Here is a 22927-nt window from a genome sequence, read left to right on the forward strand (position 1 = left end):
GCGACTAAACGAGACACAAGGAACCAGAAGAATCTCCATGCGTTTTCGATAGGCATGGAGGTGCAATATGGCTAAGGCGAAGAAGCAGACCGCTCGCGGTCGCAAGCAGGACCGAGCACGCGTGGCGGGCGGACAGAACTACGAGGTTAGTTACGAGGCGAAGAAGACCCGCCGCTCGGCTTCGGCCGTGAAGAAGGCAGTCAAGAAGGTGGGCAGCAGCCGGAAGAAGGTGGAGCGGAAGCTGAAGAGGGGCTGACCAGCGATAAGGACGGCAGAGATAGTTTTTTGTTGATCTCATCCCCCGGTTGCGGTTGACTAAAATCCTGCCGGGGGAGATTTATGCGTATACTACGACTAGTGATCCTTTGTTGTTTGTTGGGCGGCTGTTACGCGACGGGGGCCGATGTCCGCGCCAAGCTAGGCCAAGACTACATCGGCAAGAACGTCGACGCCTTGGTCGTTCAGTGGGGGGCGCCCACGAGCAGTTTCAAGATGAACAGTGGCGAGACAGCCTATGTCTGGCAGTTGGCGGCCCAGACGTCTATTTCTGTTTCTGGAGATCGCGATAGTGCGTCGGGAGTATCTAGAGCGTGGGCTTGTAAGGTAAATGTAATCGCATCCCCGAACGGAACGGTAACGAGGCTCGATACCGAAGATTACACCAGGGTGGTCTCCGGCAGCCTTTGTGCGGAGCGGCTCGGGATCAAGCGGGGGTAAAAGCTTTGGCTTGACCCGTCGGGCAAAACACTGGCAGAATAGCATCATCGAGACGAGTTTGTTTCGCGCCCGCGCCGGTTTTCCGACGCGGGTTTTTTGCGTCTCGATCCAAAATTGACCGGAGTAATTTTCAGATGGATTTCCCCCATGACCGAAGCGGTGAACTACAATCTTCTTTCCCAGAATGCTCTCGCCAGGGCGGCGGCTCGCCGCGCTTTAAAGCAGCGGACGCTCACTGAAATCAAATCGTTGGCGCGGACGCACACGAATCTTGCCATCAAGACCCTCGTGCAGATCATGCGCGACAAGGACGCTCCCGCCCATGCCCGCGTGATGGCGGCCAATGTCATTCTCGATCGGGGGTGGGGCAAGCCATTGCAGCCGATCGTGAGCGAAGACGACAATCCCATCCGGTTCGTTCACCGCATCGAGCGGGTCATCGTGCATCCCGGCGACGACGTGACGATGGAGGCGCATATCGAGGAGACCGTGCAGCGAGCGCCTGTCAGTGTCCTTGGCAGCCTCGGCGCGGTTCGCGATAGCGATGCTTCTTACGACGAGCTTTGGTTGCAATCGCAGGAGCAGGCATGAGCGATATACTTCGGAAGTTGCTTCAACGGCGGGTTGAGCCGGAGCCGAAACCGGAATGGCCGCGATGGATCGCCGAGGCACTTGCGTATAAGCCCGAGAGCGCAGTGCCAGTGAAAGCACCGCCGAAAACGGTCTCAGCGGGTCCGAACAGGCGAGACGATTATCGAGTATTGACCCGAATAAGGAACACTTGAAGCTTAAGCCCGCAGAAGAATGCGGGCTTTTGACAGCCGATGTCGGCTGCTGGGGCGCGTGGACAGCTTCTAAGGGCCAGAGCATATCAGCTTAGGACCTAGCGGACTCTAGCGTATCCAGCTCAGAGGGTGTCGATCTGTTTAATGGCGTCCCATCGAATGAACCTGAGCTTCTTCGTATCGATCGACAAGAAGAGCACGCCTCGTTCGCCTGATCTTATTATCCGCGCGGGTGTCGGCTTGTCATCTATCACAATGTTTTCTGAGGCGGTGTTGGTCCTAAGAATAATGCCCGCTCGTTCGTAGCCCGTCAGAAATGCGAGGAAGAGAATGAGGAGAACCGCGCCGAAAGCCACAGCCTTACGATCAAGCCGACGAAAGTCGTCCCAATCCTTCCGCAGCATAGAAAGAACTACGCTCATGCCGAATGCGAAAGCAGCTACATAAAGACCGACTGCAAGCAATATGCCGGCCCCCGCAATCATACATATTAGGAATGCCGGTCCCCATTTGCGGAAAGCGCTGACCTTAGCCAAGTATGGTGCTGCTAAAGCCTTCCGCTTCTCCAAGTCTGGCTCCGCCTCAAGTTTCGCCAGCAACTTGTCTTCAGTCCTAGCGCGTAGCCATGATCCGAGAAAAAAGCCGCTTGCGGTATATGCGGTGAACGCCGCGAGGGGGATCGCTTGCAGCGCGAACAATAGATGCTCGCTCAAAGTGAAAAAAGTGAAGAAATCGACGTTGATTCCTGTGAAAAATCCCACGTCGTACAGCACTGCCAAGGCTGACGCTAAAACAGGACCGATTAAAGTCAACGTTTTCACATCGGTCGTCCATACCGATGCTGCTGTGTCATCTGGTTTATCGGACATTCGTGTAACGACGTTTTTATCGAAAAAATCGCTATGGCACCGCCGGTAAGAGAACGCAAGCAGCACGTCTTCTTGACCCTGGCGGCATGTGTAATCAGAGCAGAATCAGGCCCATCTTTAGAATACCTAATGGTCACTGATACTAGCTAGGTAAAAGTCTCCTTTTTGTCCATCAACCTCATAGGATGTGGGCTTGGGTTTCGGTTGAGGGGGCAGCGGACATCTGGAGCAGCCCAACAAAGCGCGTGGGTCGGGAGTCCCGACCTATGACCCCCCTGGCCCGAACCACCGCGTCAGCGCCTCCATAAGTCCGCGGCTGCTCTCGTCGCCCACCCAGGCCACATGCCCATCGGGCCGCACCAGCACCGCGCTCGGCGCGGCGACCGCGCCGATGGCCGGAAGCAGCCACGGGCCGTCGTAATCGGCATCGACGATCCCGATGCGATCCGCCCAGGGCGTGATGTCGAGGCCGCCGCGCTTGCCGAAATTGAGCAGCACGCCGCGCGCGCCGTGCAGCAGCGTGAACAATCGTAGCTTCCGCCCGCCCGCCACGAGATCGAGATCGGGCATGCGGCGGCCGAGCAGCGCGTGGCCTTCGCCGAGATCGTAAGCAATGTCGAGCCCGCTCATCATCGCGCCAAGGCGCCGGCGCGGCTCGTCCATGGCGAGCAGCTCGGCGATCACCTCGCGCGCGGCCTTGCGGCCTTCGTCGCCGCGGCGGAGCAGGGCGATCTGCGCCATGGTGTTCTTCAGCACGCGCGCGGCCACGGGATGGCGCTCGCTGTGATAGGTGTCGAGCAGGCTCTCGGGCGAGATGCGCCCCACCACCTGCGCCAGCTTCCAGCCGAGATTGACCGCGTCCTGCACACCGAGGTTGAGGCCCTGGCCGCCGACGGAATGATGAATGTGCGCGGCATCGCCGGCGAGCAGCACGCGGCCCCTGCGATAGGACGCCGCCTGCCGCGCCGCGTCGGTGAAGCGGGAGATCCAGGCGGGATTGTGCACGCCGAAATCGGTGCCGTACACGGTTTTGAGCGCCGCGCTGAGTTCGCTTAAAGACGGCTCGCCATCGTGCGCGAGATTTGCCTCCGTCAGCACGACCAGCACGCGCCCGCTTCCCGTCTTGCTGAGGCCGTGAAAGCCGAGCGCGTCGTGACGCAGGCCGAATGGGGGCTCCTCGCGCATCTCGACCTCGGCCATGAGGTTGCTGAGCGTGGGTTCCGAGCCGGGGAAGTCGATGCCGGCGCTCTTGCGCACCAGGCTGCGACCGCCGTCGCAGCCGACGAGATAAAGCGCGCGCAGGCGCATCCCGCCGGACAGCGTGACGTCGAGGCCGGTCTCGTCTTCCGCAAAGCCCGTCACCTCGCGGCTGCGATAGATCGGCACCGCGAGCTCGGAGGCCCATTCGGCCAGCAGGCGCTCGATGTGGTTCTGCCGCAGCGCGAGCCCGTAAGGATGGCGGGTGGGGAGATCGCCGACGTCGAGCCTGGTCCAGGCGAAGCCGGCGAGCTGGGTGATCTGCCCTTCGCGCAGGAAGCGCTCGGCGATGCCGCGCTGATCGAGGATCTCGATGCTGCGCGCGTGCAGTCCGCCGGCGCGCGTCTCGGCGATGTCCTGGCTCGCGCGCCGCTCGACGATGGCGACGTCGACATGCGCGAGCGCGAGCTCGGCGGCCAGCATCAGGCCGGTCGGGCCGGCACCGGCGATGACGACCTCATGGCTGGTGGCGCTTGCGCGTTCTGCACGCGTTCGGCCGCGCGGCCGGGACGTCGGAAGCGATACAGGCATGCGTGACCCCTCGACTGGTTGTTCAGGCCGAGGGGTCTTACGCGATCACTGGGGGCTTGAAGCAAGTCCCTTCCGCACCACATATCGAGGTGGGAGATGAGGCTCTCGCCTGTTCGGCGCGACACGTCGGGCAAAACACCGGCACCAAAACACCGGCACAATGGCATCATCGAGATGCGCGCCGCTTGTGCCGCGGGCTAATCGTCCTTCGCCAAATCGCCGGGTTGTGTGGGCAGATCGATGCTGCCGCCCTCGCCATGCGCGAGATCGCGGCCATCATCCTCCGTCGCGGCGGCGCCTTCGACGATCTGCGTGGAGTGTTCCTTGTCGATGCTCGGCTTTGAGCCCGGACGATTTCGTGACGTCTCGTCTTGCGATGTGCCGGGTGGGGTCGTCTTGATGGTCATGGCCGGTCGCTCCTGATTGTCCAACGCGGCTTGCGCGAATTCGTTCGTTTGACACGTCGGGCAAAACACCGGCAGAATGGCATCATCGAAACGAGTTTGAGTTGGCCCGCGCGGACGCAATCCGCGGCGGGCCTTTTTCAATTCGGCCTTTTTCAATTCAGCCTTTTTCAATTCAGCGGAAGGTTTTGACACGTCGGGCAAAACACCGGCAGAATGGCATCATCGAAACGAGCTTGGTTCACCCGCGCGGAACGCGATCCGCCGCGGGTTTTTTCGTTCTCGATTTTGGAATCGGACGGCGGCGGCGCATTGCGGCCACGCACTCGCTTGATAACGCATCGAGAGAGCGCCGATCGGCGCGCCGTCGTCCGAACCTATTGCTGGCCGTGCACGCGCGAACGTGCCGGCCCGCGGCGCAGGGCATTTGCCTGCGCCGCTGCGGTCTCCGGGTTCAACGGAGATAGGGTTCGCGCCCGAAACGATCGCGCTCTTCGCGCGATCTGCCGCGCATTTGTTTTTACTGGGAGAGAAGATGACCGCTTACCTGATCTCGCTCGCCATCGCGGGCCTCGTTGCCATCCTGTTGTGGGAGACGCTCGCGTGAGCGAGGACATCATCGCATGTGAGCCCGAGCCGCCCCGCTTGCCCGCGCGCGCGAAGACGGCGCGCCCGCGCAACCTGACCGAGATCCGCTCGCTTGCGCGCAGCCACAGCAGGACGGCCATCCGGGTGCTCGTCGGCATCATGCGCAGCGAGGATGCGACGCCCGCGGCGCGCGTCTCGGCGGCCAACGCCATCCTCGATCGCGGCTGGGGCAAGGCCGCACAGCCGGTCGAGAACGGCCAGGACGGCGTGCTGGAATTGATTCACCGGATCGAGCGCATCATCGTGCATCCGGGAAGCTCGAACAGCGGCGACGCCGTCACGACGCTCGAGACAGTGGATATCCCGATCTGCAACCGCGTCTCGATTGAGCGTTGACCCGTCGGGCAAAACACTGGCAGAATGGCATCATCGACAGAAGTTGGTGTTGCCCGCGCGGATGCAATCCGGCGCGGGTTTTTTGTTGGGGCCTTCGGCTAATTCCTGGTCTGCTTGCCAGCCCTGTGCTGCACGGCATAGGCGCGCTGCACCTGGTCGCTGCAATAGGACAGCTTTCGGCCGTCACCGGTGAAGCGCCCGTCCTTGATGACCCAGAGGACGACGGTCTTGTCGTCGATCTTCTTGAACATCAGGTTCTCGCGGTCCGGGGTGGTGCTCGGGTCCTGCACACTGACGGCGTCAGGGCCGGAAGCCGCCTGTAAGGTGCAGGTAGCGTTGATCCTGACGGTGTCTGGGAGTTGAACACGCATCCGGCGGATATCGCACTTGTTCGAGGCCGTAACGATCGACTTCTTGGCGAACGCAACGACGGTATCGCTGAGTTTCGCGCAACGGTCCTCGAAATCGGCACCCAGTGCGGCGTAGACGCCATCTTGCGGATGAGCGCTCTTGAGAGCGAGCTCCTCTTCGGCCTTCCGCTTGGCTTCCTCGGCCTTTTGCTTGGCCTCTGCCTCGGCTCTTAGCCTCGCTTCAGCAAGCGCGCGCTGTGTACTGAGAGGGCAGTAAGCCGCGCGCCAGGGAGGATCCTTGAGCTTTCCGTTCAGGCTTTTCTGGACCGAGATCGCCGCCGCATCCAGTTGTTTGATGAACATGATCTCGTTGAATTGTCTGCTATCCCAGTTGGGATCGCGCGGGTTGAGGTTCTGCGCCAGATTGTAATCGTCACAGACCATTTCAACCTTCAGCGAGCCCGGGCCGAGATCGTTGATCTTCTTGACCTTGCAGCTCCATTCGTAACCGCTGACCGATTTCCTGCCGAGATCGATTGTCAGGCCGCCACTTTCATCACAGTCTAACTGGAAGTTCTTGCCAGGTTCGGCATAGACGCCGGCCTTGGGACGCCACTTGTCGGATGTCGGAGCAGGTGGTTCCTGTGCGAAGGCAGGAAGTGCGAGAGCGACCGTCGCGGCCGCAGTGAGAACGCGGCGGATAGCTCTTTTCATGTCAGCCCCTCATTCCTCGGCCACGCAAGATCGGCTCGATCAAGACACCGCACGCGAACTAGTTAGTCAACTACCGCAAAGGATATTCAAATGTGGGACGACATGATGCGGCGCATTCTTCAGCCCGTCGAGGGCATCTCGCCCCATGTCACGAGTCCATACGGCGCGGAGACAGGCAGGCCACGCGGATCAAGCAACCCACACCGGGGCATCGATTTCAATTATGTTGGTGGTCAAAGTGCTCGGCTGAACACGAGCCACCCAGAATTGCGATCTCCCGTGAATGGCGTCGTCGAGCGCGCCGGTGATGATCAATGGGAGACAATCTCGATCAGAGACAATAACGGCTTGCGTCACCAGATACTGCATACCAACTCTCGGAAGGTGAAGGTCGGCGATGTGGTTGCGGCGGGTCAGGTGATTGGCACGATGGGTAATACCGGTCTTTCTGACAAGAAGGGCAATCCAGGGCACCACCACGTCCATTATCAAATCAAGGATCTTGCAGGTAATGTTCTTGACCCAGGTGAGTTTGCGGATGCACTGGGACCGTTCGATCCAGTTCCCGCGCCGGCCTACATTCCGGAGTACAAGCGATATCTGCAAAACGCGGATATGATGCCGCGGTCCGTTCCAAAGATGTCCGGGTTTTGAGGAGGATGCCTGCCGGAAAGTCCGATCGATCTGCTTTCGACTCGAATGATCCCGCACCGATACCCGCTATTCCGCCTGATGCTTTGTTTCCGTCTTCGCCACAATCCGACTTCGAAGGACGGTACGGAAAATGGCCTTCGCCTTCCGGAGGCGGTGTCTTTGCGGGCTTCAATCAAGTGCCGCAACGACAATCCGACGCCCCGGGCAACGAAGACTGGCCCGCGATGTGGCGCAGGCGCACCAGCCTGCCCTAGGATGAGTGAGCGCAGCCATTGTCCATCCTGAAGATTCCGACGGCCAAGATCTTCGAGCCGCTGCTCAAGCCTGCGCGCTACAAGGGCGTTTACGGCGGGCGCGGCTCGGGCAAGCTCCTGGTCTGGGACAAGGTTCTCGGATTGGGCTCGACGGACGCCCTGGCGGGATTTGCGGCGGTCACCGCCAATCTTGTGGTCTCATTCTATTTCGCCAAGCGCGGCTTCGAGAATGTCGCAAGGATCATCAAGCGATGAGGATGCAAGACGACGAGATCAGGGCCATTGTGGCCGAGACGCTGGCCGAGCAGCACAGGCTCCAGCAGGAGAGCATCGATGCGATCGTGTTGAAGGCGGTCGCCTCGGTGCTGGCTTCTTTTGGCATCGAGGATGACGACCGAAAAGAACTGCGAGCCGATTTCCAGCACCTGCGGAGGTGGCGAAAGAGCGTGGAGCAGGCCCAGAGCTACACCTTTAAGGCGGTGATCACCGTCATTGCCACCGGGTTGATGGGAGCGGTCTGGCTCGGCGTCAAGGTCGTACTGGGCAAGTGAGCCTTCGCGGCGGCGGCGAAGTCACCGGCGCCCGGTCAAGCTCTTCCGACGCAATGAGCCACTTCATGTACAGAATCCGTATCGTCGATGCGTCCGATGACGACGTTGCCGAGACCCTCGCCGATCTGCATCGACTCACGTTTTTCGATGCCGCGGCGATGCCCACGTTCGACCTCGGCGCGTGGTGGATGGCTTATCACAACGCGGACGCAGTCGCCTTCGCCGGAATTGTGCCCTCGACCCACGTTCGAAATGGCGGCTATTTCTCCAGAGTTGGCGTATTGCAACGGCATTGGGGACGCGGCCTTCAGCGCAGATTGATGCGTGCGGTGGAGGCGAGGGCGCGGCGTATCGGATGGGACAGCATTGTCTCCGATACGACGGACAACCCGGTATCAGCGAACAACTTCATTCAGGCGGGCTATCGGCTGTTCGAGCCCGAGACCCCTTGGGCCTGGGTGCATACGCTCTATTGGCGGAAGTGGCTGCACTGAGCAGGTTTGCCGCCGCACGGAACGCGCCGTTTATCTAACGGCCAGTACGCGTCTGGAACGTCCGAGGACCCGGCAGCCTGGGGGCTGCCGGGTCCTTTTTGCGTATTGAAGCGATGCCGGCGTGGGACTTGCGAAGTCGGCGGCGCCGGGCTTTAAGTTTGCTCTTGCAGGAAATTCGGCGGCCATAAGCCGATGTAAGGGAGAGCGCGATCGATGCCCACCAAGCCTCAATTGCCGGTACGTGCCTCGCATGGGACGGGAGGCCCGACCGCGCTGGATGGCCTATTGGTCGTTGATTTCACGCGTGTGGTCGCTGGCCCCGCCTGCACCCAGACGCTCGCCGACTACGGTGCGCACGTCATCAAGATCGAGAATCCCGATGGCGGCGACGACACGCGCGCCTATGAGCACGCGGAGATTGGAGGCGAGAGCGCCGCCTTTCTCAGCCTGAACCGCAACAAGCGCGGCATCGCGCTCGATCTTGCCGTGCCGGAGGCGCGCGAGATCGCGCTGGATCTGATCCGCAAGGCGGATGTGGTCGTGGAGAATTTTTCGAGCGGGGTCATGAAGAAGTTCGGGCTCGACTATGAATCGGTCGCGCCGCTCAACCCGCGGCTGGTCTATTGCTCGATCTCCGCCTACGGACGCAGCGGACCGTTTGCCTCCCGGCCAGGCTTCGATCCGATCACCCAGGCGGAAAGCGGCTTCATGTCGCTCAATGGATTTGCCGACGGCCCGGCGGTTCGCACCGGCCCGCCAATTGTCGACATGGCGACGGGGATGTCCGCCTGCAATGCCATCCTGCTGGCGCTGCTCGCGCGGGAGCGGCTCGGCCGGGGGCAGCATGTCGAAGTTGCCCTGTTCGACGTCGCAATGGGAATGACTGGTTTCTACGGCATGGCCTATCTCATCAACGGCGAAAACCCCGGCCGGTTCGGCAATTCGCCGAGCGGGTCTCCCACCGTCGGCGTCTACGAGGCCTCAGATGGGCCGCTCTACATGGCCTGCGCCAACGACCGGCTCTACCGCAGGCTTGTGGTCGAGGTGCTGAATCGGCCCGATCTCATCGCCGATCCGCAGTTTGCGACGCGCAAAGCCCGTTCGGAGAACAAGGAGCTCCTGCGGGCAGCCATTGCCGAAGTCTTCGCCAGCGATACGCTCGAGAACTGGATGGCGAAGATGAAGCTGGCCAATATCCCGGTCGGCTATCTCCGGACCGTCGAGGAGGGCTTCAATGCCCCCGAGGCTCGCGAGCGCCATCGTTTGAACCGGATTCCGCATCCGACAGCCGAGTGGGTGCCCAATATCGAGCCGCCGATTACGATGAGCCTGACAGCCGCGGTCGACCCGGTCGCGGCACCTCTGTTGGGCGAGCATACCAAGCAGATCCTGCACGATACGCTCGGCTACAACGAACGTCGGATCGCTGATTTTGTCGAGAAGGGCGCCTTTGGCCCGGTCAGGCCTCCAAGGTCGACTTGAGGCACTGGCTCGGCTTGATTTGGCGAAGGTCCCGCCGCATAAATGTATGAAAGCGAGGGACACGAATGGCGCCTGGCCAGGAGCCGAGCATGACCCAGCCCGCAGGCTTGCAAGCCGGCGGTGAGATCTATGCGTCAATGATCGCGAGGGCCCGGGCGCTTCTGCCGCGACTCCGTGAGCGGGCGGCACGGACGGAGGAGCTGCGGCATCTTCCGGCGGAAACCGAAAAGGACCTTCATGAGGCCGGCCTGTTCCGGATGCTGCAACCGGCCCGGATTGGTGGCGCTGAGCTCGACTATGTCGCCCTCGTCGATTGCGCTGAGCTGCTCGGGCAGGCGGATGCGTCGGTTGCCTGGAATCTCGCCAATCTGGCGAGCCATCACTGGATGCTCGGCATGTTCGAGCGACGCGCGCAGGATCTGGTCTGGGGCCGCAATCCGGATACTTTGATCGCGTCCTCGTTCATTTTCCCCGCCGGACGCGCCACGCGGGTCAAGGGCGGATACCAGTTGCATGGCAGTTGGCCATTCTCCTCGGGCGTTGCCTCCTGCGAATGGAATATGCTTGCGAGCGTGGTCTATTCCGACGACGATGCCGACGGCATCGAGTATCGAATCTTTATGCTACCGAGCGGCGATTACAAGGTGCTGGACACCTGGAACGTCGCCGGACTGCGCGGGACGGGGTCGTGCGACGTCGAGGTCAGGGATGCCTTTGTGGCTGACCATATGACGGTCGCCGTAGGGAACCTCTCAGGTGGCCCCACGCCGGGAAGCGCGGTCAATCCGAATCCTCTGTACACGCTGCCTGTCTTCTCGCTATTTCCTTATGTCCTCTCCGGTGTCGCGCTGGGGAATGCACAGGCGTGCCTCGACGACTATACGGAGGTCGCGCGTCATCGTATTTCGACGTACAACCGCGCCAAGCTGAGCGATTTTCAAAGCACGCAGATCAAGATCGCGGAGGCCTCGGCCAAGATCGACGCTGCGCGCCTGATCATGCGGTCGGCCTGTCTCGATGCCATGGAGGCCGCACGGCGCGGCCATATTCCTGACATGGCAACCAAGACCAGATATCGCCGCGACGGATCCTTTTCCGTGAACTTGTGCACGGACGCGGTCTCGATGCTGTTTGCCGCGAGCGGCGCGCGCGGGCTGTTCACGAGCGGCGTGTTACAGCGGCAGTTCCGCGATGCGCACGCGATCAACTCACATCTCGCGTTCAACTTCGATGCGGCCGGGACCAACTACGGACGGGTGGCCCTCGGCCTGCCCTCCGAGAATCTCACGCTGTGAGGTCGGCCGATGAATGACCTGCCGAAGCAGCCTCGCGCTCCGGATCCCGCCAATGAGTTCGCGAGCGACAGCTCCCAGATCGATCCTCGCGACTTTCGCAACGCGCTCGGAACTTATGCAACGGGCGTCACGATCATCACAGCGGCAGCGCCCGACGGCAAGCCGTACGGACTGACGTGCAATTCCTTCGCCTCGGTCTCGCTGAATCCGCCGCTGGTTCTGTGGAGCCTCGTCGTCTATTCCTCGAGCCTGACCATCTTCCAGAACGCCAGCCATTTCAGCGTCAACGTTCTCGGCGCTTCACAACAAGCGCTTGCGAACAAATTCGCAAAATCGTCGGATGACAAGTTCACCGGCGTCGACTGGACCCCCGGCCTTGGCAACGCTCCAGTGCTCGCCGAGAGCGTCGCCAACTTTCAATGCCGCTCCGTGAATCGCTATTATGGCGGTGACCATGTGATCTTTCTCGGCGCGGTCGAGGCATATACCTACAATGCGAAAGAGCCGCTGCTCTTTGCGCGAGGAGCGTTCGGTCGCTTCATGGCCGACGATGAGCGCAAGAACGGGCGGTAATGCGCCCCTAGAGCGCTTTGCGCTCTGCCGCCGAAAGCTTGTAGATCTCCAGCGCGTCCGCGTCCGCACCTCGCGCGGCCTTCGCCAGCCTGAAAAGCTGTCCGGCAAGCGCGGCCATCGGCACTGGCGTCGAGGTTGCCTGTGCAACATCGGCGACCGTATCGAGATCCTTGAGCATCGTGGCGATGTGGCCGAGCGGCGGGCTGTGAATGCCGTTGACCATTCGCGGCACGAACAGCTGGAGCGGGATGGAATCCGCAAAGCCGCCTGCGAGCGCTTCGGGCAATCGGTTGGCGTCAATTCCGGCGTTCACGGCAAGGCGGGTTGCTTCCGCGAGCACGGCCATCGCGCATCCGACGATCACCTGGTTGCACAGCTTTGTGGTCTGGCCGGCGCCGACCGGGCCCATGTGCGTGAGCCTGCGTGCCATGGCCAGCACATAGGGCCGCACCCTCTCGATGTCGCCAGCTTCTCCGCCTGCCATGATGGCGAGCGTGCCTTCCTCGGCGCCCTTCGTGCCCCCGGACACCGGCGCATCGATCCAGCCCGCACCGTTCGCGTTCTTCAATCGCGTTGCGAGGTCGCGCGCTGCGTCTGGATGGATCGACGAGAAGTCGACCACAAGCTTGCCCGCGCCAGGAGCGGCCGCCAGACCTTCGGGCCCGAAGATCACCTCCTCCACCGCGGCCGCATCCGTCACGCACATGAAGACGATATCCGAGCTCGCCAGGAGATCTCGGGGCGTGACCACGCGCTCGGCGCCAGCCTCGACCAGCGGCGCTACCTTGCCCTCCGAGCGATTCCAGACGGCGACCTGATAGCCGGCCTTCAGCAGGCGTCGGGTCATCGGCGTTCCCATGAGTCCCAGGCCGAGATAGCCGAGCTTCTCAGTGCCTTGCGGGTTTGTCTCCTTGCTGCCATCAGCCATAGGTTGCCTCCTTCTGTCGCAGCGCCGCTTTAGCATACATCTGGCGGCAAAACCGCCCGCCTCGCATGGCTTGCCTGATTGTTTGAACCATGAAACATTTGAGACGGTCGGGTTGGGGCGCCGGTCGGCGCCGGAGCAGCGGAGTGGCACGATGCGAACCGTTTCGAAGTGGATCCTGGCTTTGGGGGCGGCAGCCGCCGTGAGCGCGGGCGCAAGCCCGTCGTGGGGGCAGCAGACGATCCGCGTCGGCTGGACCATCCCTGCGGAGGAGTCCAAGTACTGGATGATGCGCAGGCCGACCGAATTTCCTAATCTCGGCAAGTCCTACAACATCGAATGGACCCAATTCCAGGGCACCGCGCCGATGACGCAGGCCCTGGCGGCCGGTGCACTGGACTGTGCGACGCAGGCGCCGCTCTCGCTCTCCAACGGTGTCGTCGGCGGCAATCTCAAGGCTTATATCGTCGCGCAACACGTTTTCGAGATGCCAGGCGGTTTCTCGGTCTACTGGGCCGTCAAGGATGACTCGCCCATCAAGACAATCGCGGATCTCAAGGGCAAGACGGTCGGCATTTCCGTGATCGGTGGCGGCACGCAAGGGCCGTTCAATCTGCTCTTGAAGCAGAATGGCGTCGATCCGGCCAAGGACATCAAGCTGGTCGAGGTCGGCTTTGCCGTCTCCGAGGACGCGCTGCGCCAAGGCCGCGTCGACGCGGTGAACATGAACCAGCCGTTTGCTGCGCGCGCGGAGGCAAAGGGCGGCACAAGGAAGCTGTTCTCGCTCTCCCAGGCCATGCCGAACATTGTGCACATTCTGGAAGCCTGCCGTGCCGATTTCGTCGACAAGAACCCCGAGTTGGTCAAGGCCTATGTCCGCGATATTACCTCGGGCATGAAGAAGGCACTCGCGAACCGCGAGGAGACTCTCAAGGTCGTCAATGAAGTGCTGAAAGCCCCCATCCCGGTGCTTGAGACCTACCTGCTCAAGGACAATGATTTCGGCCGCGATCCGGGTGCTGCGCCGAACTTCCCGGCGATCCAGAAGATGCTGGATATCTATGCAGAGACAGGAATGCTGCCGAAGCTGGATGTCGCACAGTTCAAGCATCCGTCGATCGTCGCGCCGCTTCAATAGAAGCGGGGCGAAATTACCGAACGTAGTATCGTGGCGTTCCGGATCATCCGGGACGCTGCACGAAGAAGATGCATCTATGAAGAAGTTGCGATCCCGAGTCACCACAGACGGCCTCGACCGAGCGCCGCATCGTGCATTCATGCGCGCCATGGGGCTCGACGACGCTGCGATTGCGAAGCCGATGGTGGGCATCGTCAGCATGAAGGGTGAGCAGACGCCCTGCAACATGACCCACGACTTCCAGGTAGCTGCAGCCAAGACCGGGATCGAGGAGGCCGGCGGTACACCGCGTGAGTTCTCGACTGTTTCGGTGTCCGACGGCATCAGCATGAATCATGAGGGGATGAAGTTCTCCCTGTTCTCGCGTGAGCTGATCGCCGACTCGATCGAAGCCGTGGTCCATGGGTTGGCCTACGATGCGCTGATCGGATACGGCGGATGCGACAAGACGCTTCCTGGCGTGATGATGGGCATGGTCCGCTGCAACGTACCCTCCATCTTCATCTATGGCGGCAGCTCGCTGCCGGGCCGCGTGGATGGACGTACGCTGACGGTGCTCGATTCCTATGAGGCTGTCGGCAGCTTCATGACTGGCGAGATCGACGGCGCCACGCTCGAACGGATCGAGCGCGCCTGCCTGCCGACGATCGGTGCGTGCGCCGGCCAGTTCACCGCGAACACCATGGGCATGGTATCGGAGGCGATGGGGCTGACTATTCCCAACGTCTCGATGGTGCCCGGTGTCTATTCCGAGCGTGCGCAGATTTCGCGACGCGCCGGCCGACTGATCATGGAGATGCTGGACCGCGGCGGGCCGCTGCCGCGCGACATCGTGACGCGGAAATCCCTGGAGAACGGAGCGGCGATCGTGGCAGCGACGGGCGGCTCGACCAACGCCGCGCTGCACCTGCCGGCGATCGCGAATGAGGCTGGAATTGCATTCAGCATCGATGACGTGGGGGAGGTCTTTGCCAGGACGCCATTGATCGGCAATCTCCGCCCCGGAGGCAAGTATACGGCGAAGGATGTCTACGATATCGGCGGCGCTGCGGTCATCATTCGCGAGCTGATCCAGAGCGGTCATATCGATGGCGGCTGCTTGTCGATCACCGGCCGCACACTTGCCGAAGAGTACGGTGTGGCCAACGCGCCCGACGGAGAGGTTGTGTACACGGCTCGCGCGCCGATCATGCCTGACGGTGGTGTCGCGGTGCTGAAGGGTAACCTCTGTCCCGATGGGGCGGTGATCAAGGTGGCGGGCTTGAAGAGCCAATTCTTCGAAGGCGTCGCGCGTGTTTTCGAGGATGAAGAAGCCTGCGTCGCAGCCGTTCGTGACCGCAGTTACAAGGCGGGCGAGGTTCTCGTGATCCGCAATGAAGGGCCAGTCGGCGGACCTGGCATGCGTGAGATGCTTGGCGTCACCGCACTGATCTACGGGCAGGGCATGGGTGAAAAAGTGGCGCTGATCACCGATGGCCGGTTCTCCGGCGCGACCCGCGGGATGTGCATCGGCTACGTGTCCCCCGAGGCATTTGTTGGCGGTCCGCTGGCGCTCGTCCGGAATGGTGACCGAATCCGGATTGATGCCGCAAATCGACGGATGGATGTCCTGCTCGAGGAACAGGAGCTCGCCGCACGGCGACGCGATTGGAAGCCGCGCCCGCCTCGCCACCGCGCAGGTGCGCTGGCAAAATATGCGCGGCTGGTTGGGCAGGCGCCGGGCGGAGCCGTGACGCATGAAGGCCCGGCAGAATGGCCGTGGTTCGAATGACGCACCGCACGGGCGCGAAAGTGACAGCCTGTCTGGCAGGCTTCTTGCTAAGCTGATGCCGCTGAATCCTCGTGCGAGTGGGACGGAAGGCGGGATGACGGTAGTATCTGCGAGATCGAGCGAATGGGTGAGACCGGTGACGCAACAAGATCCGGCTTCCGCAATCATCGAGATCGACCGCGTGTCGCAGGTCTTTAAAACCTCGGCACGCAAGAATCATGTTGCGCTTTCGGACATTTCGCTGACGATCGAGGAAGGAGCTTTCGTCTCCATCCTTGGTCCGTCCGGCTGCGGCAAGTCGACACTGCTCTACATTGTCGGCGGCTTCGTCAGTCCAACCAGCGGCGCGGCGAAGATGAAGGGACAGGCGATCACGGGGCCCGGTCCGGATCGCGGACCGGTATTCCAGGAATTTGCGCTCTTTCCCTGGAAGACTGTGCTCGGCAACGTGATGTATGGGCCGCGTCAGCAAGGAATTCGCGGCACCGAGGCCGAAGCGCAGAGCCGGGCCCTGATCGAGATGGTCGGCCTCAAGGGCTACGAGAACTTCTATCCCAAGGAGCTGTCGGGCGGCATGAAGCAGCGCGTGGCGCTGGCGCGGACGCTTGCCTACCATCCCGAAGTGCTGCTGATGGACGAGCCGTTCGGGGCACTCGACGCGCACACGAGGACGCGCCTGCAGAACGATCTTCTGAACATCTGGGAGCGTGACCGCAAGACGGTGCTTTTCGTCACCCATTCGGTCGACGAAGCCGTCTTCCTCTCGGACAAGGTCGTCATGATGTCGAAATCGCCCGGGCGAATCCGGCAGGTCATCGACATCGACCTGCCGCGGCCGCGCCGCCGCAACGAGCTGTTGCTCGATCCGCGTTACCAGAAGTACGTCGTCGACATCGAGCGCATGTTCGACGAGAGCGACGAAGCCGGAGCGCCCGCGTGATGTCGGCGGCCGGCATGACCAAGCGCGCTGCCCCGGTGCTCGCCTGCATCGGATTGCTGGTGGTGTGGCAGGTCGCGTCACTGGCGCTGAAGAATGACAGTTTTCCGACCGCGATCGGAGCGATGAGAGCGATTCCGGACATCCTTGGCGACAGGGAATCCCTGATCAATATTCTGGCCTCGCTCCGGCGCATGGCGATGGGATTTGGCGCGGCCGTGCTCGTGTCAATTCCGCTTGGCCTCTTGATGGGACGTAGCGCTGCAGTTGCGGCCTTCTTCAATCCGCTGCTGATGGTGATCTATCCGGTGCCGAAGGCGGCCTTGATGCCGATCATCATGCTGTGGCTCGGCGTCGGCGACATCACGAAAACGCTCGTGATCTTCCTCGGCGTCAGCCTGCCCGTGATTTATCACAGCTTCGAAGGCGCCAAGGCGGTCGAAGAGAAGATGCTGTGGTCGGGCGCTGCGATGGGGCTCTCGCCGGTGCAACGCCTGGTGCGTATCGTGCTGCCGGCGGCGCTGCCGGAAATTCTGACGGGGTGTCGTACAGGATTGGTGTTGGCGCTGATCACGATGATCACCAGTGAGATGATTGCCCGTCAGTCCGGTGCCGGAAACATCCTGTTCAACGCGCTCGACATGGGCCAATACGAAACCGTCTTTGCGATGATCATCATCGTTGGAGCGATGGGAATCTGCCTCGACGCGATTTTCGAGAAGGTTCGTGCCAGGCTCGTGCGCTGGTCCGAGCCGCAGTTCGACATGCCGCTGAGCTTCTCATGATGTCGCGGCTTCTCGCCCCTAATTTCGTTCTTGGAATTGCTCCGATCGCACTGGTGATCGCTCTGTGGCAAGGCTTGGTATCTTTCGGCTTCGCGCCGGCAGTTCTGCTGCCGCCGCCTGGCTACGTCTTCGGCCGGCTGCTCCAGCAACTCGTAACCTCGACGTTCCAGCACGAGATCGCGGCGACCCTGATCAGGCTGTTTGCCGGCTTCGCGATTGCTGTCGTGCTCGGTGTCAGCATCGGCATTGCCGCCGCCGCCAATCCGGCGATCAACGCCGTGGTTCGGCCCATCGTGCGCGTATTGGCGCCTTTGCCCAAGGTCGCGCTCTATCCGGCCTTGCTGCTGCTGCTCGGATTTGGCCACGGATCGAAGATCACATTAGTGGCTGCCGACGCTCTTTTCCCGATCCTGCTGTCGACCTATTACGGTGCCTCGACCGTCGAGCAGAAGCTGATCTGGTCGGCTATGGCTGCGGGATCGTCACGCTACGAAATCCTCTTCAAGGTAGTGCTGCCGGCAGCGATGCCGTCGATCCTGACCGGGTGCCGGATTGGCCTTGTCATTTCCTGCATCGTGGTGTTTCTGGCCGAAATGATCACGTCGACGGACGGATTGGGGCACGCCCTCGTGACTGCGGCCAGAACCTTCCAGGCCGTGGACATGTTCGTGCCGCTGATCACGATCTCGCTGCTGGGCTTGATCTTGAACGGCCTGCTGGGAGCCGTGCGCTCGTACTTGCTCCGGGGCTTCCCCGAAGCGTAACTAACAAGAATCCTGAAGACCGGGAGAGAACCATGCTGGCTGATCGTATCGAGGCAAAATGGATCGATGCGTTTTGCGAGATCTTTGAGCGATGCGCCGTCAAGGCCGGCGATACCGCGGCGATCCTGTCGGAGACCCAGTCACGCGCGTTGAACGTCCATCTCGCGGAGCTGGCCCTGCTGCGGATGGGCGCGCGGCCGTTTCATGTGGTGATTCCGACGCCGCGTAACCGGCATATCGTTCCGGTCCGCTCCACCGGGGCGAGCGAGGCGATCCAAAAGCTTGGTCCAGTGATCACGGCGCTTCAGCAGGCCGGCTTCGTCGTGGATTGCACCATCGAAGGACTGATGCATGCGGTGGAGACGCCGGAGATTCTCAAAGCCGGCGCGCGGATCCTGGTGATCTCTAACGAGCATCCCGAAGCGCTGGAGCGCATGGTGCCGGATTCCGCGCTCGAAAAGCGTGTTCGTGCGGCGGCCAAAATGCTGCGCGGAACGAAGCGCATGCGTGTCTCCTCGAAGGCCGGCACGGCGCTCGATGTCGATATGGTCGGCGCGTCGACGGTCGGTGTGTGGGGCTGGACCGACAAGCCCGGCACGCTCGCGCATTGGCCCGGCGGCATCGTCGTCAGCTTTCCCAAGAGCGGGACCATCAACGGCACCCTGGTGATGGCGCCCGGCGACATCAACCTGACCTTCAAGCGCTACCTGACCTCGCCGGTGAAGATGACTCTGAAGGACGACTATGTCGTGGAACTCGAAGGCGAGGGCACGGATGCCGCGATGATGCGCGCTTATCTGGCCGCCTGGGGCGATCGCGAAGCCTATGCCGTGTCGCATGTCGGCTTCGGCATGAATCCCGGTGCGCGCTATGAGGCACTATCCATGTATGACCAGCGCGACACCAACGGCACAGAGATTCGGGCCGTTTCCGGCAATTTCCTGTTCTCGACCGGTGCGAATGAATTTGCAGGGCGCTACACGGCCGGACATTTCGACCTGCCGATGATGGGAACGACGATCGAGCTCGACGGCGTTGCGGTCGTCCGCGAAGGCGTGCTTCAGGACGTCTTCGGGTAGCCGCGATCGAGCACGGGCGGCCGGGCGAGGTCGAAGTGCCGGAGCAGGTCGACCATGGCCTGCAACCGCTTCACGCGATAAGCATCGACGTCCATCCCGGAGTAATCCAGGAAGCCGGCGCCCGTGCGCAGGCCGATCCGGCCTTCATGCATGTTGCGGGAAATGACCTCCGGCGCGCGATAGCGGTCGCTACCAAGCGCGCCTTCGAGGTAACGGCTGGCGTAGTATAGGATATCGCCGCCGCCCCAATCGATGAATTCGAGCAGCCCGAGCACGGCATAGCGGAAGCCGAAGCCGTAACGGATCGCCTTGTCGATCTCTTCGGCGCTGGCGACGCCTTCCTCGACCATGCGCGCGGCCTCGTTCATTGCCAGCGCCTGGATGCGCGGGACGATGAAACCCGGTGTGGCGGCGCAGACCACCGGCACCTTCCCGATGCCTTCGAGCAGCGTCTTGACCTCGTCGATGACGGCCGGGTCTGTCGCCTTGCCGGGCGAAACCTCGACCAGCGGGATGAGATAGGCCGGGTTGAGCCAGTGCACGTTTAGAAAGCGGCGCGGGTTCACGATCGCGCCCGAGAGATCGTCGACGAGGATGGTCGAGGTCGTCGACGCGATGATCGTTTCAGGGCCGACCTGCTTTGCCGCCGCCCCCAGCACCTCGCGCTTGAGCTCGACCACCTCAGGAACGCCTTCGAAGATCATTCCGGCTTCGGCCAACGCTGCGCCGCTCCGGCTCGCCGGCACCACCGAGACCCGCGCGATCAGCGGATCGACATCCGCGTCGGTCAGCAGCCCCAGTTTTGACAGGCTGGCGAAGGTCTTCCTGACTTCGCCAAGCGCGTCCGTTTCCAGCTTGGTGAAGTCCTCCGCGGAACGCGCCTTGATATCGATCATCGTGACCCTGTGCCCTGCATACGCGAAGGCAACGGCAATGCCCCGGCCCATGCGGCCAGCGCCGAGACAGGCGATATTGATGCGACTGGTCATTGATCAGAATCCATTGCGGAGCAGCGTCTGCAATTCAGCCTTGCTGAGCTCGCCGAGTCCCAGCGTCTGGAGCGTTCGGCCACCTCGCGCAAAATCTTCGCCGCAGACCGCGCCGCCGATTGACAGAAACGCTTTGGCCAGCGGTGTGTCCACGCCAGCGAGACCCGCGACGGACACCAGCAGCGACAGCCCAAGCCGCAGATCCTCGCGCATGTAACGGTGCTCTGTCAGCACGATCCGCTCGCGCCAATCACCGGAATCGGTCAGTCGGTCGTGCGAGCCGCGGCCATACATCCAGATCTCGCCTTCCCTCGCGTAGTGATGAGCCAGCGGGAAATGTGGCGCGCCGTAGCCGAGTGCCTCGCGCACTGCGATGCGTTCTGCGTCGAGCGCGTCAGTGACCCGGCGGATCGCGGCTTGCGTACCTTCCTTGTGAATGTCCCAGCGCTCGAAATGTTCGATCGGCCCTGCGTTCATCACGATCAACGGCGGGTGAATGATCGGACCTGCGTTCATCAGGGCGCCCGACAGCGCGTCTCCGCATGTCTCGATCGCGTCTGGGAAAGCGCGCCCGATCACTGCGAGGGCGTGGGGCGCCTGCTCGAGCGGGAACACGCCGACCGGGAGCCGCTTGGCGCGGATGGTGATCGCGACCTCGAACGGTCCGTGCTTGCGGGTCAGCCACGGAAGCGTGCCCGTTTCGGCAAAGCTGGCCTTGGCATTGTTGCCGGCATCTCGGGCCGCCTGGGCGAAGATCATCGAGCCGAACGTCGCTGGCGGCAGAAACACGACCTGACCGTCCCGCAAATGCGGCGCGAGCAGGCGAGCGATATCTGCTTGAGCGAAGGCCGGAGCCGGGCACAGGATCAACTCCGTGCCTTCGACGGCGTCCGCGATGTCGGTCGTGACCAGCGCCAGCTTCACGTCATGACGGCCGTTGTGATCCTTGACCAGGATGCGCGAGCCGGCGGCGCGATGCGCTGCGACCTGATCGGCATCGCGGCGCCAGAGCCGCACCTCGTGCCCCGACAGCGCAAAATCGCCCGCGGCCGCGAAAGAGCCGTTTCCCCCACCCAGAACTGCGATCTTCAAGATGCTTCTCCTTGCGCCCGTGACTGCGCATCAAGCTGCTTCAGCAGGAAATGCTGGACCTTGCCCAGCGCCGTCCGCGGCAGGTCGTTGACGAAGACGATCTCGCGCGGAATTTTGTAGCGCGCGAGTTGCGCCTGAAGATGCGCCCTCAATTCGTCCGCCTCGAGCCGGCAGCCGGATCTCGCAATGACATAGGCGACCGGCACCTCGTCCCAGCGCGGGTCCGGCCGGCCGATCACGGCGCATTCGCTGACGTCGGGGTGTTCGAGCAGGACGCGCTCGACCTCGGCCGGGTAGACGTTTTCTCCGCCTGAAATGATCATGTTCTTCTTTCGGTCGCGGACCCAGAAATAGCCGTCGGCATCGCACAGGCCGATATCACCGGTGCGATACCAGCCATCCTGCAGCGCCTCGCGCGTTGCGGCGTCGTTTCCCCAATATTCGAAGAACACGTTGGGACCGCGCACCGCGATTTCGCCCGGCGAGCCCGCGGGCAGTTCTTCGCCGGCCTGGTCGATCACCTTTGCCTCGCAGCACAGGCCGGCAAGGCCGGTCGATGCCGCGCGCGAAAGGTCGCCGCCAAGCCGCGTGTAGACGGCGATCGGGCAGGTTTCGGTCGAGCCATAGACCTGAAGCACCGGGACGTCGCGCGCGACGAAGCGCTCGATCAGGTGCGGCGGTACGATGGTCGAGCCGGTGGCGACGGCCTTGAGTGAGGAAAGATCAGCGGTCGCCCAGGCGGGATGCTCACTCACCGCCTGAAGGATCGCAGGAACCATCACCGTGAGTGTCGGCCGTTCCCCTTCAATGGCCGCAAGCGCGGCATCCGGCGTGAAGCGCGCATGGACCGTGACGGTCGCGCCCAGCTGCAACGCCGGCGTAGTCTGGATGTTGAGGCCACCGACGTGAAAGAACGGCAGCACGGTCAGCACGTGGTCGTCGGATGTCATGTTGTGCATGTGCTGGCTCATGACGCCGTTCCAGAACAGCGCCTCCTGGCGCAGCACCGCGCCCTTTGGCCGTCCCGTCGTGCCTGACGTGTAGACGATGAGCAGCGGGCTGGAGAGGTCGGTGTGTGGATTTCGGCTCGTGCCGTCACCGCGGACCAGCAAATCTTCGAATACCGTGCCGCGAGGTGGCGTGAAGTCGAGGCCGACGACGGATGTTCCTGCCGCGGTCTGTCCCAGCTCGGCAAGCACTCCGGAAAACGCCTGCTCGAGCACCAGGACCTTGGTGCCGGCATCGCCGAGAATGAACAGCTGCTCGGCGACGGCCAGTCGCCAGTTCAGCGGCACCAGCATCGCGCCGAGCCGCGCACAGGCGTAAAGCAGAACCAGATAATCCGGCCTGTTCAGGCTTAGAATCGCGACGCGATCGCCGCGGCCGACGCCGAGCTCCCCCTTCAAGGCAGTCGCGGTCCGTTCGATCCGTGCGGCGAATGCCGCATAACTCAGCCGCGTCCCTTCGAAGGCAATGGCCGTCTTGTCTGGCGCGAACGCCGCGTTGCGGTCGATCAGGCTACAGAGGTCCACG

The 22927-nt window shown here is 62.3% G+C and carries 25 protein-coding genes; 17 read left to right on the plus strand and 8 right to left on the minus strand.

Annotated elements, in window-relative coordinates; genetic code table 11:
• Positions 1 to 67 precede the first annotated feature (67 nt).
• On the plus strand, positions 68 to 256 hold the full coding sequence (locus ACTEK7_RS30305) for a DUF3606 domain-containing protein (protein WP_225148138.1): 189 nt from the start codon (positions 68 to 70) through the stop codon (positions 254 to 256).
• A gap of 608 nt (positions 257 to 864) precedes the next feature.
• Entirely contained in the window at positions 865 to 1308 is a 444-nt protein-coding gene (locus ACTEK7_RS30310) for a hypothetical protein (protein WP_346347583.1), read from the plus strand.
• A 316-nt stretch (positions 1309 to 1624) separates the two neighbouring features.
• Here ACTEK7_RS30310 and ACTEK7_RS30315 read toward each other — a convergent pair whose 3' ends face one another.
• The 3 genes from ACTEK7_RS30315 to ACTEK7_RS30325 form a co-directional block, all read right to left on the minus strand.
• Positions 1625 to 2371, minus strand: a complete 747-nt coding sequence (locus tag ACTEK7_RS30315; protein WP_474810316.1) for a hypothetical protein — start codon at positions 2369 to 2371, stop codon at positions 1625 to 1627.
• Positions 2372 to 2635: 264 nt separating this feature from the next.
• Positions 2636 to 4159, minus strand: coding sequence for an FAD-dependent monooxygenase (locus ACTEK7_RS30320; protein ID WP_225148140.1), 1524 nt, complete (start codon positions 4157 to 4159; stop codon positions 2636 to 2638).
• Between the two features lie 197 nt (positions 4160 to 4356).
• Positions 4357 to 4758 (minus strand): hypothetical protein, encoded by a 402-nt coding sequence (locus ACTEK7_RS30325; protein ID WP_225148141.1) that lies wholly within the window; start codon positions 4756 to 4758, stop codon positions 4357 to 4359.
• 208 nt (positions 4759 to 4966) lie between these two features.
• Between ACTEK7_RS30325 and ACTEK7_RS30330 the strand changes: the two genes are divergently transcribed.
• Both ACTEK7_RS30330 and ACTEK7_RS30335 read left to right on the plus strand, forming a co-directional pair.
• Positions 4967 to 5170 (plus strand): hypothetical protein, encoded by a 204-nt coding sequence (locus ACTEK7_RS30330; protein ID WP_225148142.1) that lies wholly within the window; start codon positions 4967 to 4969, stop codon positions 5168 to 5170.
• Between the two features lie 8 nt (positions 5171 to 5178).
• Positions 5179 to 5547, plus strand: coding sequence for a hypothetical protein (locus tag ACTEK7_RS30335; protein ID WP_225148184.1), 369 nt, complete (start codon positions 5179 to 5181; stop codon positions 5545 to 5547).
• A gap of 98 nt (positions 5548 to 5645) precedes the next feature.
• Here ACTEK7_RS30335 and ACTEK7_RS30340 read toward each other — a convergent pair whose 3' ends face one another.
• Complete coding sequence (locus ACTEK7_RS30340; protein WP_225148143.1) at positions 5646 to 6611, minus strand: hypothetical protein; 966 nt, start codon at positions 6609 to 6611, stop codon at positions 5646 to 5648.
• A 90-nt stretch (positions 6612 to 6701) separates the two neighbouring features.
• On the opposite strand from ACTEK7_RS30340, the gene ACTEK7_RS30345 reads away from it, so the two are divergent.
• The 7 genes from ACTEK7_RS30345 to ACTEK7_RS30375 all read left to right on the plus strand — a co-directional run bounded on the left by ACTEK7_RS30345 (position 6702) and on the right by ACTEK7_RS30375 (position 11914).
• Positions 6702 to 7265: a M23 family metallopeptidase gene (locus tag ACTEK7_RS30345; protein ID WP_225148144.1), complete on the plus strand. Its 564-nt coding sequence runs from the start codon at positions 6702 to 6704 to the stop codon at positions 7263 to 7265.
• 272 nt (positions 7266 to 7537) lie between these two features.
• Positions 7538 to 7774, plus strand: coding sequence for a hypothetical protein (locus tag ACTEK7_RS30350; protein ID WP_057028654.1), 237 nt, complete (start codon positions 7538 to 7540; stop codon positions 7772 to 7774).
• The gene (locus ACTEK7_RS30355) at positions 7771 to 8070 is read left to right on the plus strand and encodes a hypothetical protein (RefSeq protein WP_225125589.1); all 300 of its coding nucleotides are present in this window, start codon (positions 7771 to 7773) and stop codon (positions 8068 to 8070) included. Before ACTEK7_RS30350 ends, ACTEK7_RS30355 begins: the two co-directional genes overlap by 4 nt.
• A gap of 65 nt (positions 8071 to 8135) precedes the next feature.
• Positions 8136 to 8564: a GNAT family N-acetyltransferase gene (locus ACTEK7_RS30360; RefSeq protein ID WP_225148186.1), complete on the plus strand. Its 429-nt coding sequence runs from the start codon at positions 8136 to 8138 to the stop codon at positions 8562 to 8564.
• Positions 8565 to 8777: 213 nt separating this feature from the next.
• The gene (locus ACTEK7_RS30365) at positions 8778 to 10046 is read left to right on the plus strand and encodes a CaiB/BaiF CoA transferase family protein (protein ID WP_225148145.1); all 1269 of its coding nucleotides are present in this window, start codon (positions 8778 to 8780) and stop codon (positions 10044 to 10046) included.
• Positions 10047 to 10135: 89 nt separating this feature from the next.
• Positions 10136 to 11341 carry an acyl-CoA dehydrogenase family protein gene (locus ACTEK7_RS30370; protein ID WP_225148146.1) on the plus strand — a complete coding sequence of 402 codons (1206 nt, stop codon included), beginning with the start codon at positions 10136 to 10138 and terminating at the stop codon, positions 11339 to 11341.
• Between the two features lie 9 nt (positions 11342 to 11350).
• Positions 11351 to 11914: a flavin reductase family protein gene (locus tag ACTEK7_RS30375; RefSeq protein ID WP_036007598.1), complete on the plus strand. Its 564-nt coding sequence runs from the start codon at positions 11351 to 11353 to the stop codon at positions 11912 to 11914.
• 7 nt (positions 11915 to 11921) lie between these two features.
• Here the strand turns inward: ACTEK7_RS30375 and ACTEK7_RS30380 are convergent, their stop codons facing one another.
• A complete protein-coding gene (locus ACTEK7_RS30380) occupies positions 11922 to 12842 on the minus strand; it encodes an NAD(P)-dependent oxidoreductase (protein WP_225148147.1) in 921 nt (306 codons plus the stop codon).
• Positions 12843 to 12993: 151 nt separating this feature from the next.
• Here ACTEK7_RS30380 and ACTEK7_RS30385 point away from each other — a divergent pair, with 151 nt between their 5' ends.
• The 6 genes from ACTEK7_RS30385 to ACTEK7_RS30410 all read left to right on the plus strand — a co-directional run bounded on the left by ACTEK7_RS30385 (position 12994) and on the right by ACTEK7_RS30410 (position 19313).
• The gene (locus ACTEK7_RS30385; RefSeq protein WP_225148148.1) at positions 12994 to 13977 is read left to right on the plus strand and encodes an ABC transporter substrate-binding protein; all 984 of its coding nucleotides are present in this window, start codon (positions 12994 to 12996) and stop codon (positions 13975 to 13977) included.
• 76 nt (positions 13978 to 14053) lie between these two features.
• Complete coding sequence (gene ilvD, locus ACTEK7_RS30390; protein ID WP_036007591.1) at positions 14054 to 15748, plus strand: dihydroxy-acid dehydratase; 1695 nt, start codon at positions 14054 to 14056, stop codon at positions 15746 to 15748.
• Positions 15749 to 15842: 94 nt separating this feature from the next.
• Positions 15843 to 16688, plus strand: a complete 846-nt coding sequence (locus ACTEK7_RS30395) for an ABC transporter ATP-binding protein (protein ID WP_050996053.1) — start codon at positions 15843 to 15845, stop codon at positions 16686 to 16688.
• The gene (locus ACTEK7_RS30400) at positions 16688 to 17470 is read left to right on the plus strand and encodes an ABC transporter permease (protein ID WP_249786562.1); all 783 of its coding nucleotides are present in this window, start codon (positions 16688 to 16690) and stop codon (positions 17468 to 17470) included. Before ACTEK7_RS30395 ends, ACTEK7_RS30400 begins: the two co-directional genes overlap by 1 nt.
• Positions 17467 to 18234 (plus strand): ABC transporter permease, encoded by a 768-nt coding sequence (locus ACTEK7_RS30405; protein ID WP_225111951.1) that lies wholly within the window; start codon positions 17467 to 17469, stop codon positions 18232 to 18234. The genes ACTEK7_RS30400 and ACTEK7_RS30405 overlap by 4 nt, the downstream gene beginning before the upstream one ends.
• A gap of 32 nt (positions 18235 to 18266) precedes the next feature.
• Positions 18267 to 19313 carry a 2,5-dihydroxypyridine 5,6-dioxygenase NicX family protein gene (locus ACTEK7_RS30410; protein WP_225142904.1) on the plus strand — a complete coding sequence of 349 codons (1047 nt, stop codon included), beginning with the start codon at positions 18267 to 18269 and terminating at the stop codon, positions 19311 to 19313.
• Here ACTEK7_RS30410 and ACTEK7_RS30415 read toward each other — a convergent pair.
• From ACTEK7_RS30415 to ACTEK7_RS30425, 3 genes are read right to left on the minus strand one after another with little or no spacing between them, the layout of a single operon-like run.
• Positions 19295 to 20302 carry a 3-hydroxybutyryl-CoA dehydrogenase gene (locus tag ACTEK7_RS30415; protein ID WP_036007580.1) on the minus strand — a complete coding sequence of 336 codons (1008 nt, stop codon included), beginning with the start codon at positions 20300 to 20302 and terminating at the stop codon, positions 19295 to 19297. The genes ACTEK7_RS30410 and ACTEK7_RS30415 overlap by 19 nt on opposite strands.
• A gap of 3 nt (positions 20303 to 20305) precedes the next feature.
• The gene (locus ACTEK7_RS30420; protein ID WP_225148150.1) at positions 20306 to 21394 is read right to left on the minus strand and encodes an NAD/NADP-dependent octopine/nopaline dehydrogenase family protein; all 1089 of its coding nucleotides are present in this window, start codon (positions 21392 to 21394) and stop codon (positions 20306 to 20308) included.
• Positions 21391 to 22926 carry a class I adenylate-forming enzyme family protein gene (locus ACTEK7_RS30425; protein ID WP_225148151.1) on the minus strand — a complete coding sequence of 512 codons (1536 nt, stop codon included), beginning with the start codon at positions 22924 to 22926 and terminating at the stop codon, positions 21391 to 21393. The genes ACTEK7_RS30420 and ACTEK7_RS30425 overlap by 4 nt, the downstream gene beginning before the upstream one ends.
• Position 22927 lies beyond the last annotated feature (1 nt).

It is taken from the genome of Bradyrhizobium sp. JHI2711, assembly GCF_056156565.1.

Excerpts from the sequence above, each read along its gene's own strand:
- ACTEK7_RS30305 (WP_225148138.1), top strand. The coding sequence starts at position 68 with ATGGCTAAGGCGAAGAAGCAGACCGCTCGCGGTCGCAAGCAGGACCGA.
- ACTEK7_RS30310 (WP_346347583.1), top strand. The coding sequence starts at position 865 with ATGACCGAAGCGGTGAACTACAATCTTCTTTCCCAGAATGCTCTCGCC.
- ACTEK7_RS30315 (WP_474810316.1), bottom strand. The coding sequence starts at position 2,371 with ATGTCCGATAAACCAGATGACACAGCAGCATCGGTATGGACGACCGAT.
- ACTEK7_RS30320 (WP_225148140.1), bottom strand. The coding sequence starts at position 4,159 with ATGCCTGTATCGCTTCCGACGTCCCGGCCGCGCGGCCGAACGCGTGCA.
- ACTEK7_RS30340 (WP_225148143.1), bottom strand. The coding sequence starts at position 6,611 with ATGAAAAGAGCTATCCGCCGCGTTCTCACTGCGGCCGCGACGGTCGCT.
- ACTEK7_RS30345 (WP_225148144.1), top strand. The coding sequence starts at position 6,702 with ATGTGGGACGACATGATGCGGCGCATTCTTCAGCCCGTCGAGGGCATC.
- ACTEK7_RS30355 (WP_225125589.1), top strand. The coding sequence starts at position 7,771 with ATGAGGATGCAAGACGACGAGATCAGGGCCATTGTGGCCGAGACGCTG.
- ACTEK7_RS30360 (WP_225148186.1), top strand. The coding sequence starts at position 8,136 with ATGTACAGAATCCGTATCGTCGATGCGTCCGATGACGACGTTGCCGAG.
- ACTEK7_RS30365 (WP_225148145.1), top strand. The coding sequence starts at position 8,778 with ATGCCCACCAAGCCTCAATTGCCGGTACGTGCCTCGCATGGGACGGGA.
- ACTEK7_RS30370 (WP_225148146.1), top strand. The coding sequence starts at position 10,136 with ATGACCCAGCCCGCAGGCTTGCAAGCCGGCGGTGAGATCTATGCGTCA.
- ACTEK7_RS30375 (WP_036007598.1), top strand. The coding sequence starts at position 11,351 with ATGAATGACCTGCCGAAGCAGCCTCGCGCTCCGGATCCCGCCAATGAG.
- ACTEK7_RS30380 (WP_225148147.1), bottom strand. The coding sequence starts at position 12,842 with ATGGCTGATGGCAGCAAGGAGACAAACCCGCAAGGCACTGAGAAGCTC.
- ACTEK7_RS30385 (WP_225148148.1), top strand. The coding sequence starts at position 12,994 with ATGCGAACCGTTTCGAAGTGGATCCTGGCTTTGGGGGCGGCAGCCGCC.
- ilvD (WP_036007591.1), top strand. The coding sequence starts at position 14,054 with ATGAAGAAGTTGCGATCCCGAGTCACCACAGACGGCCTCGACCGAGCG.
- ACTEK7_RS30395 (WP_050996053.1), top strand. The coding sequence starts at position 15,843 with ATGACGGTAGTATCTGCGAGATCGAGCGAATGGGTGAGACCGGTGACG.
- ACTEK7_RS30400 (WP_249786562.1), top strand. The coding sequence starts at position 16,688 with ATGTCGGCGGCCGGCATGACCAAGCGCGCTGCCCCGGTGCTCGCCTGC.
- ACTEK7_RS30405 (WP_225111951.1), top strand. The coding sequence starts at position 17,467 with ATGATGTCGCGGCTTCTCGCCCCTAATTTCGTTCTTGGAATTGCTCCG.
- ACTEK7_RS30410 (WP_225142904.1), top strand. The coding sequence starts at position 18,267 with ATGCTGGCTGATCGTATCGAGGCAAAATGGATCGATGCGTTTTGCGAG.
- ACTEK7_RS30415 (WP_036007580.1), bottom strand. The coding sequence starts at position 20,302 with ATGACCAGTCGCATCAATATCGCCTGTCTCGGCGCTGGCCGCATGGGC.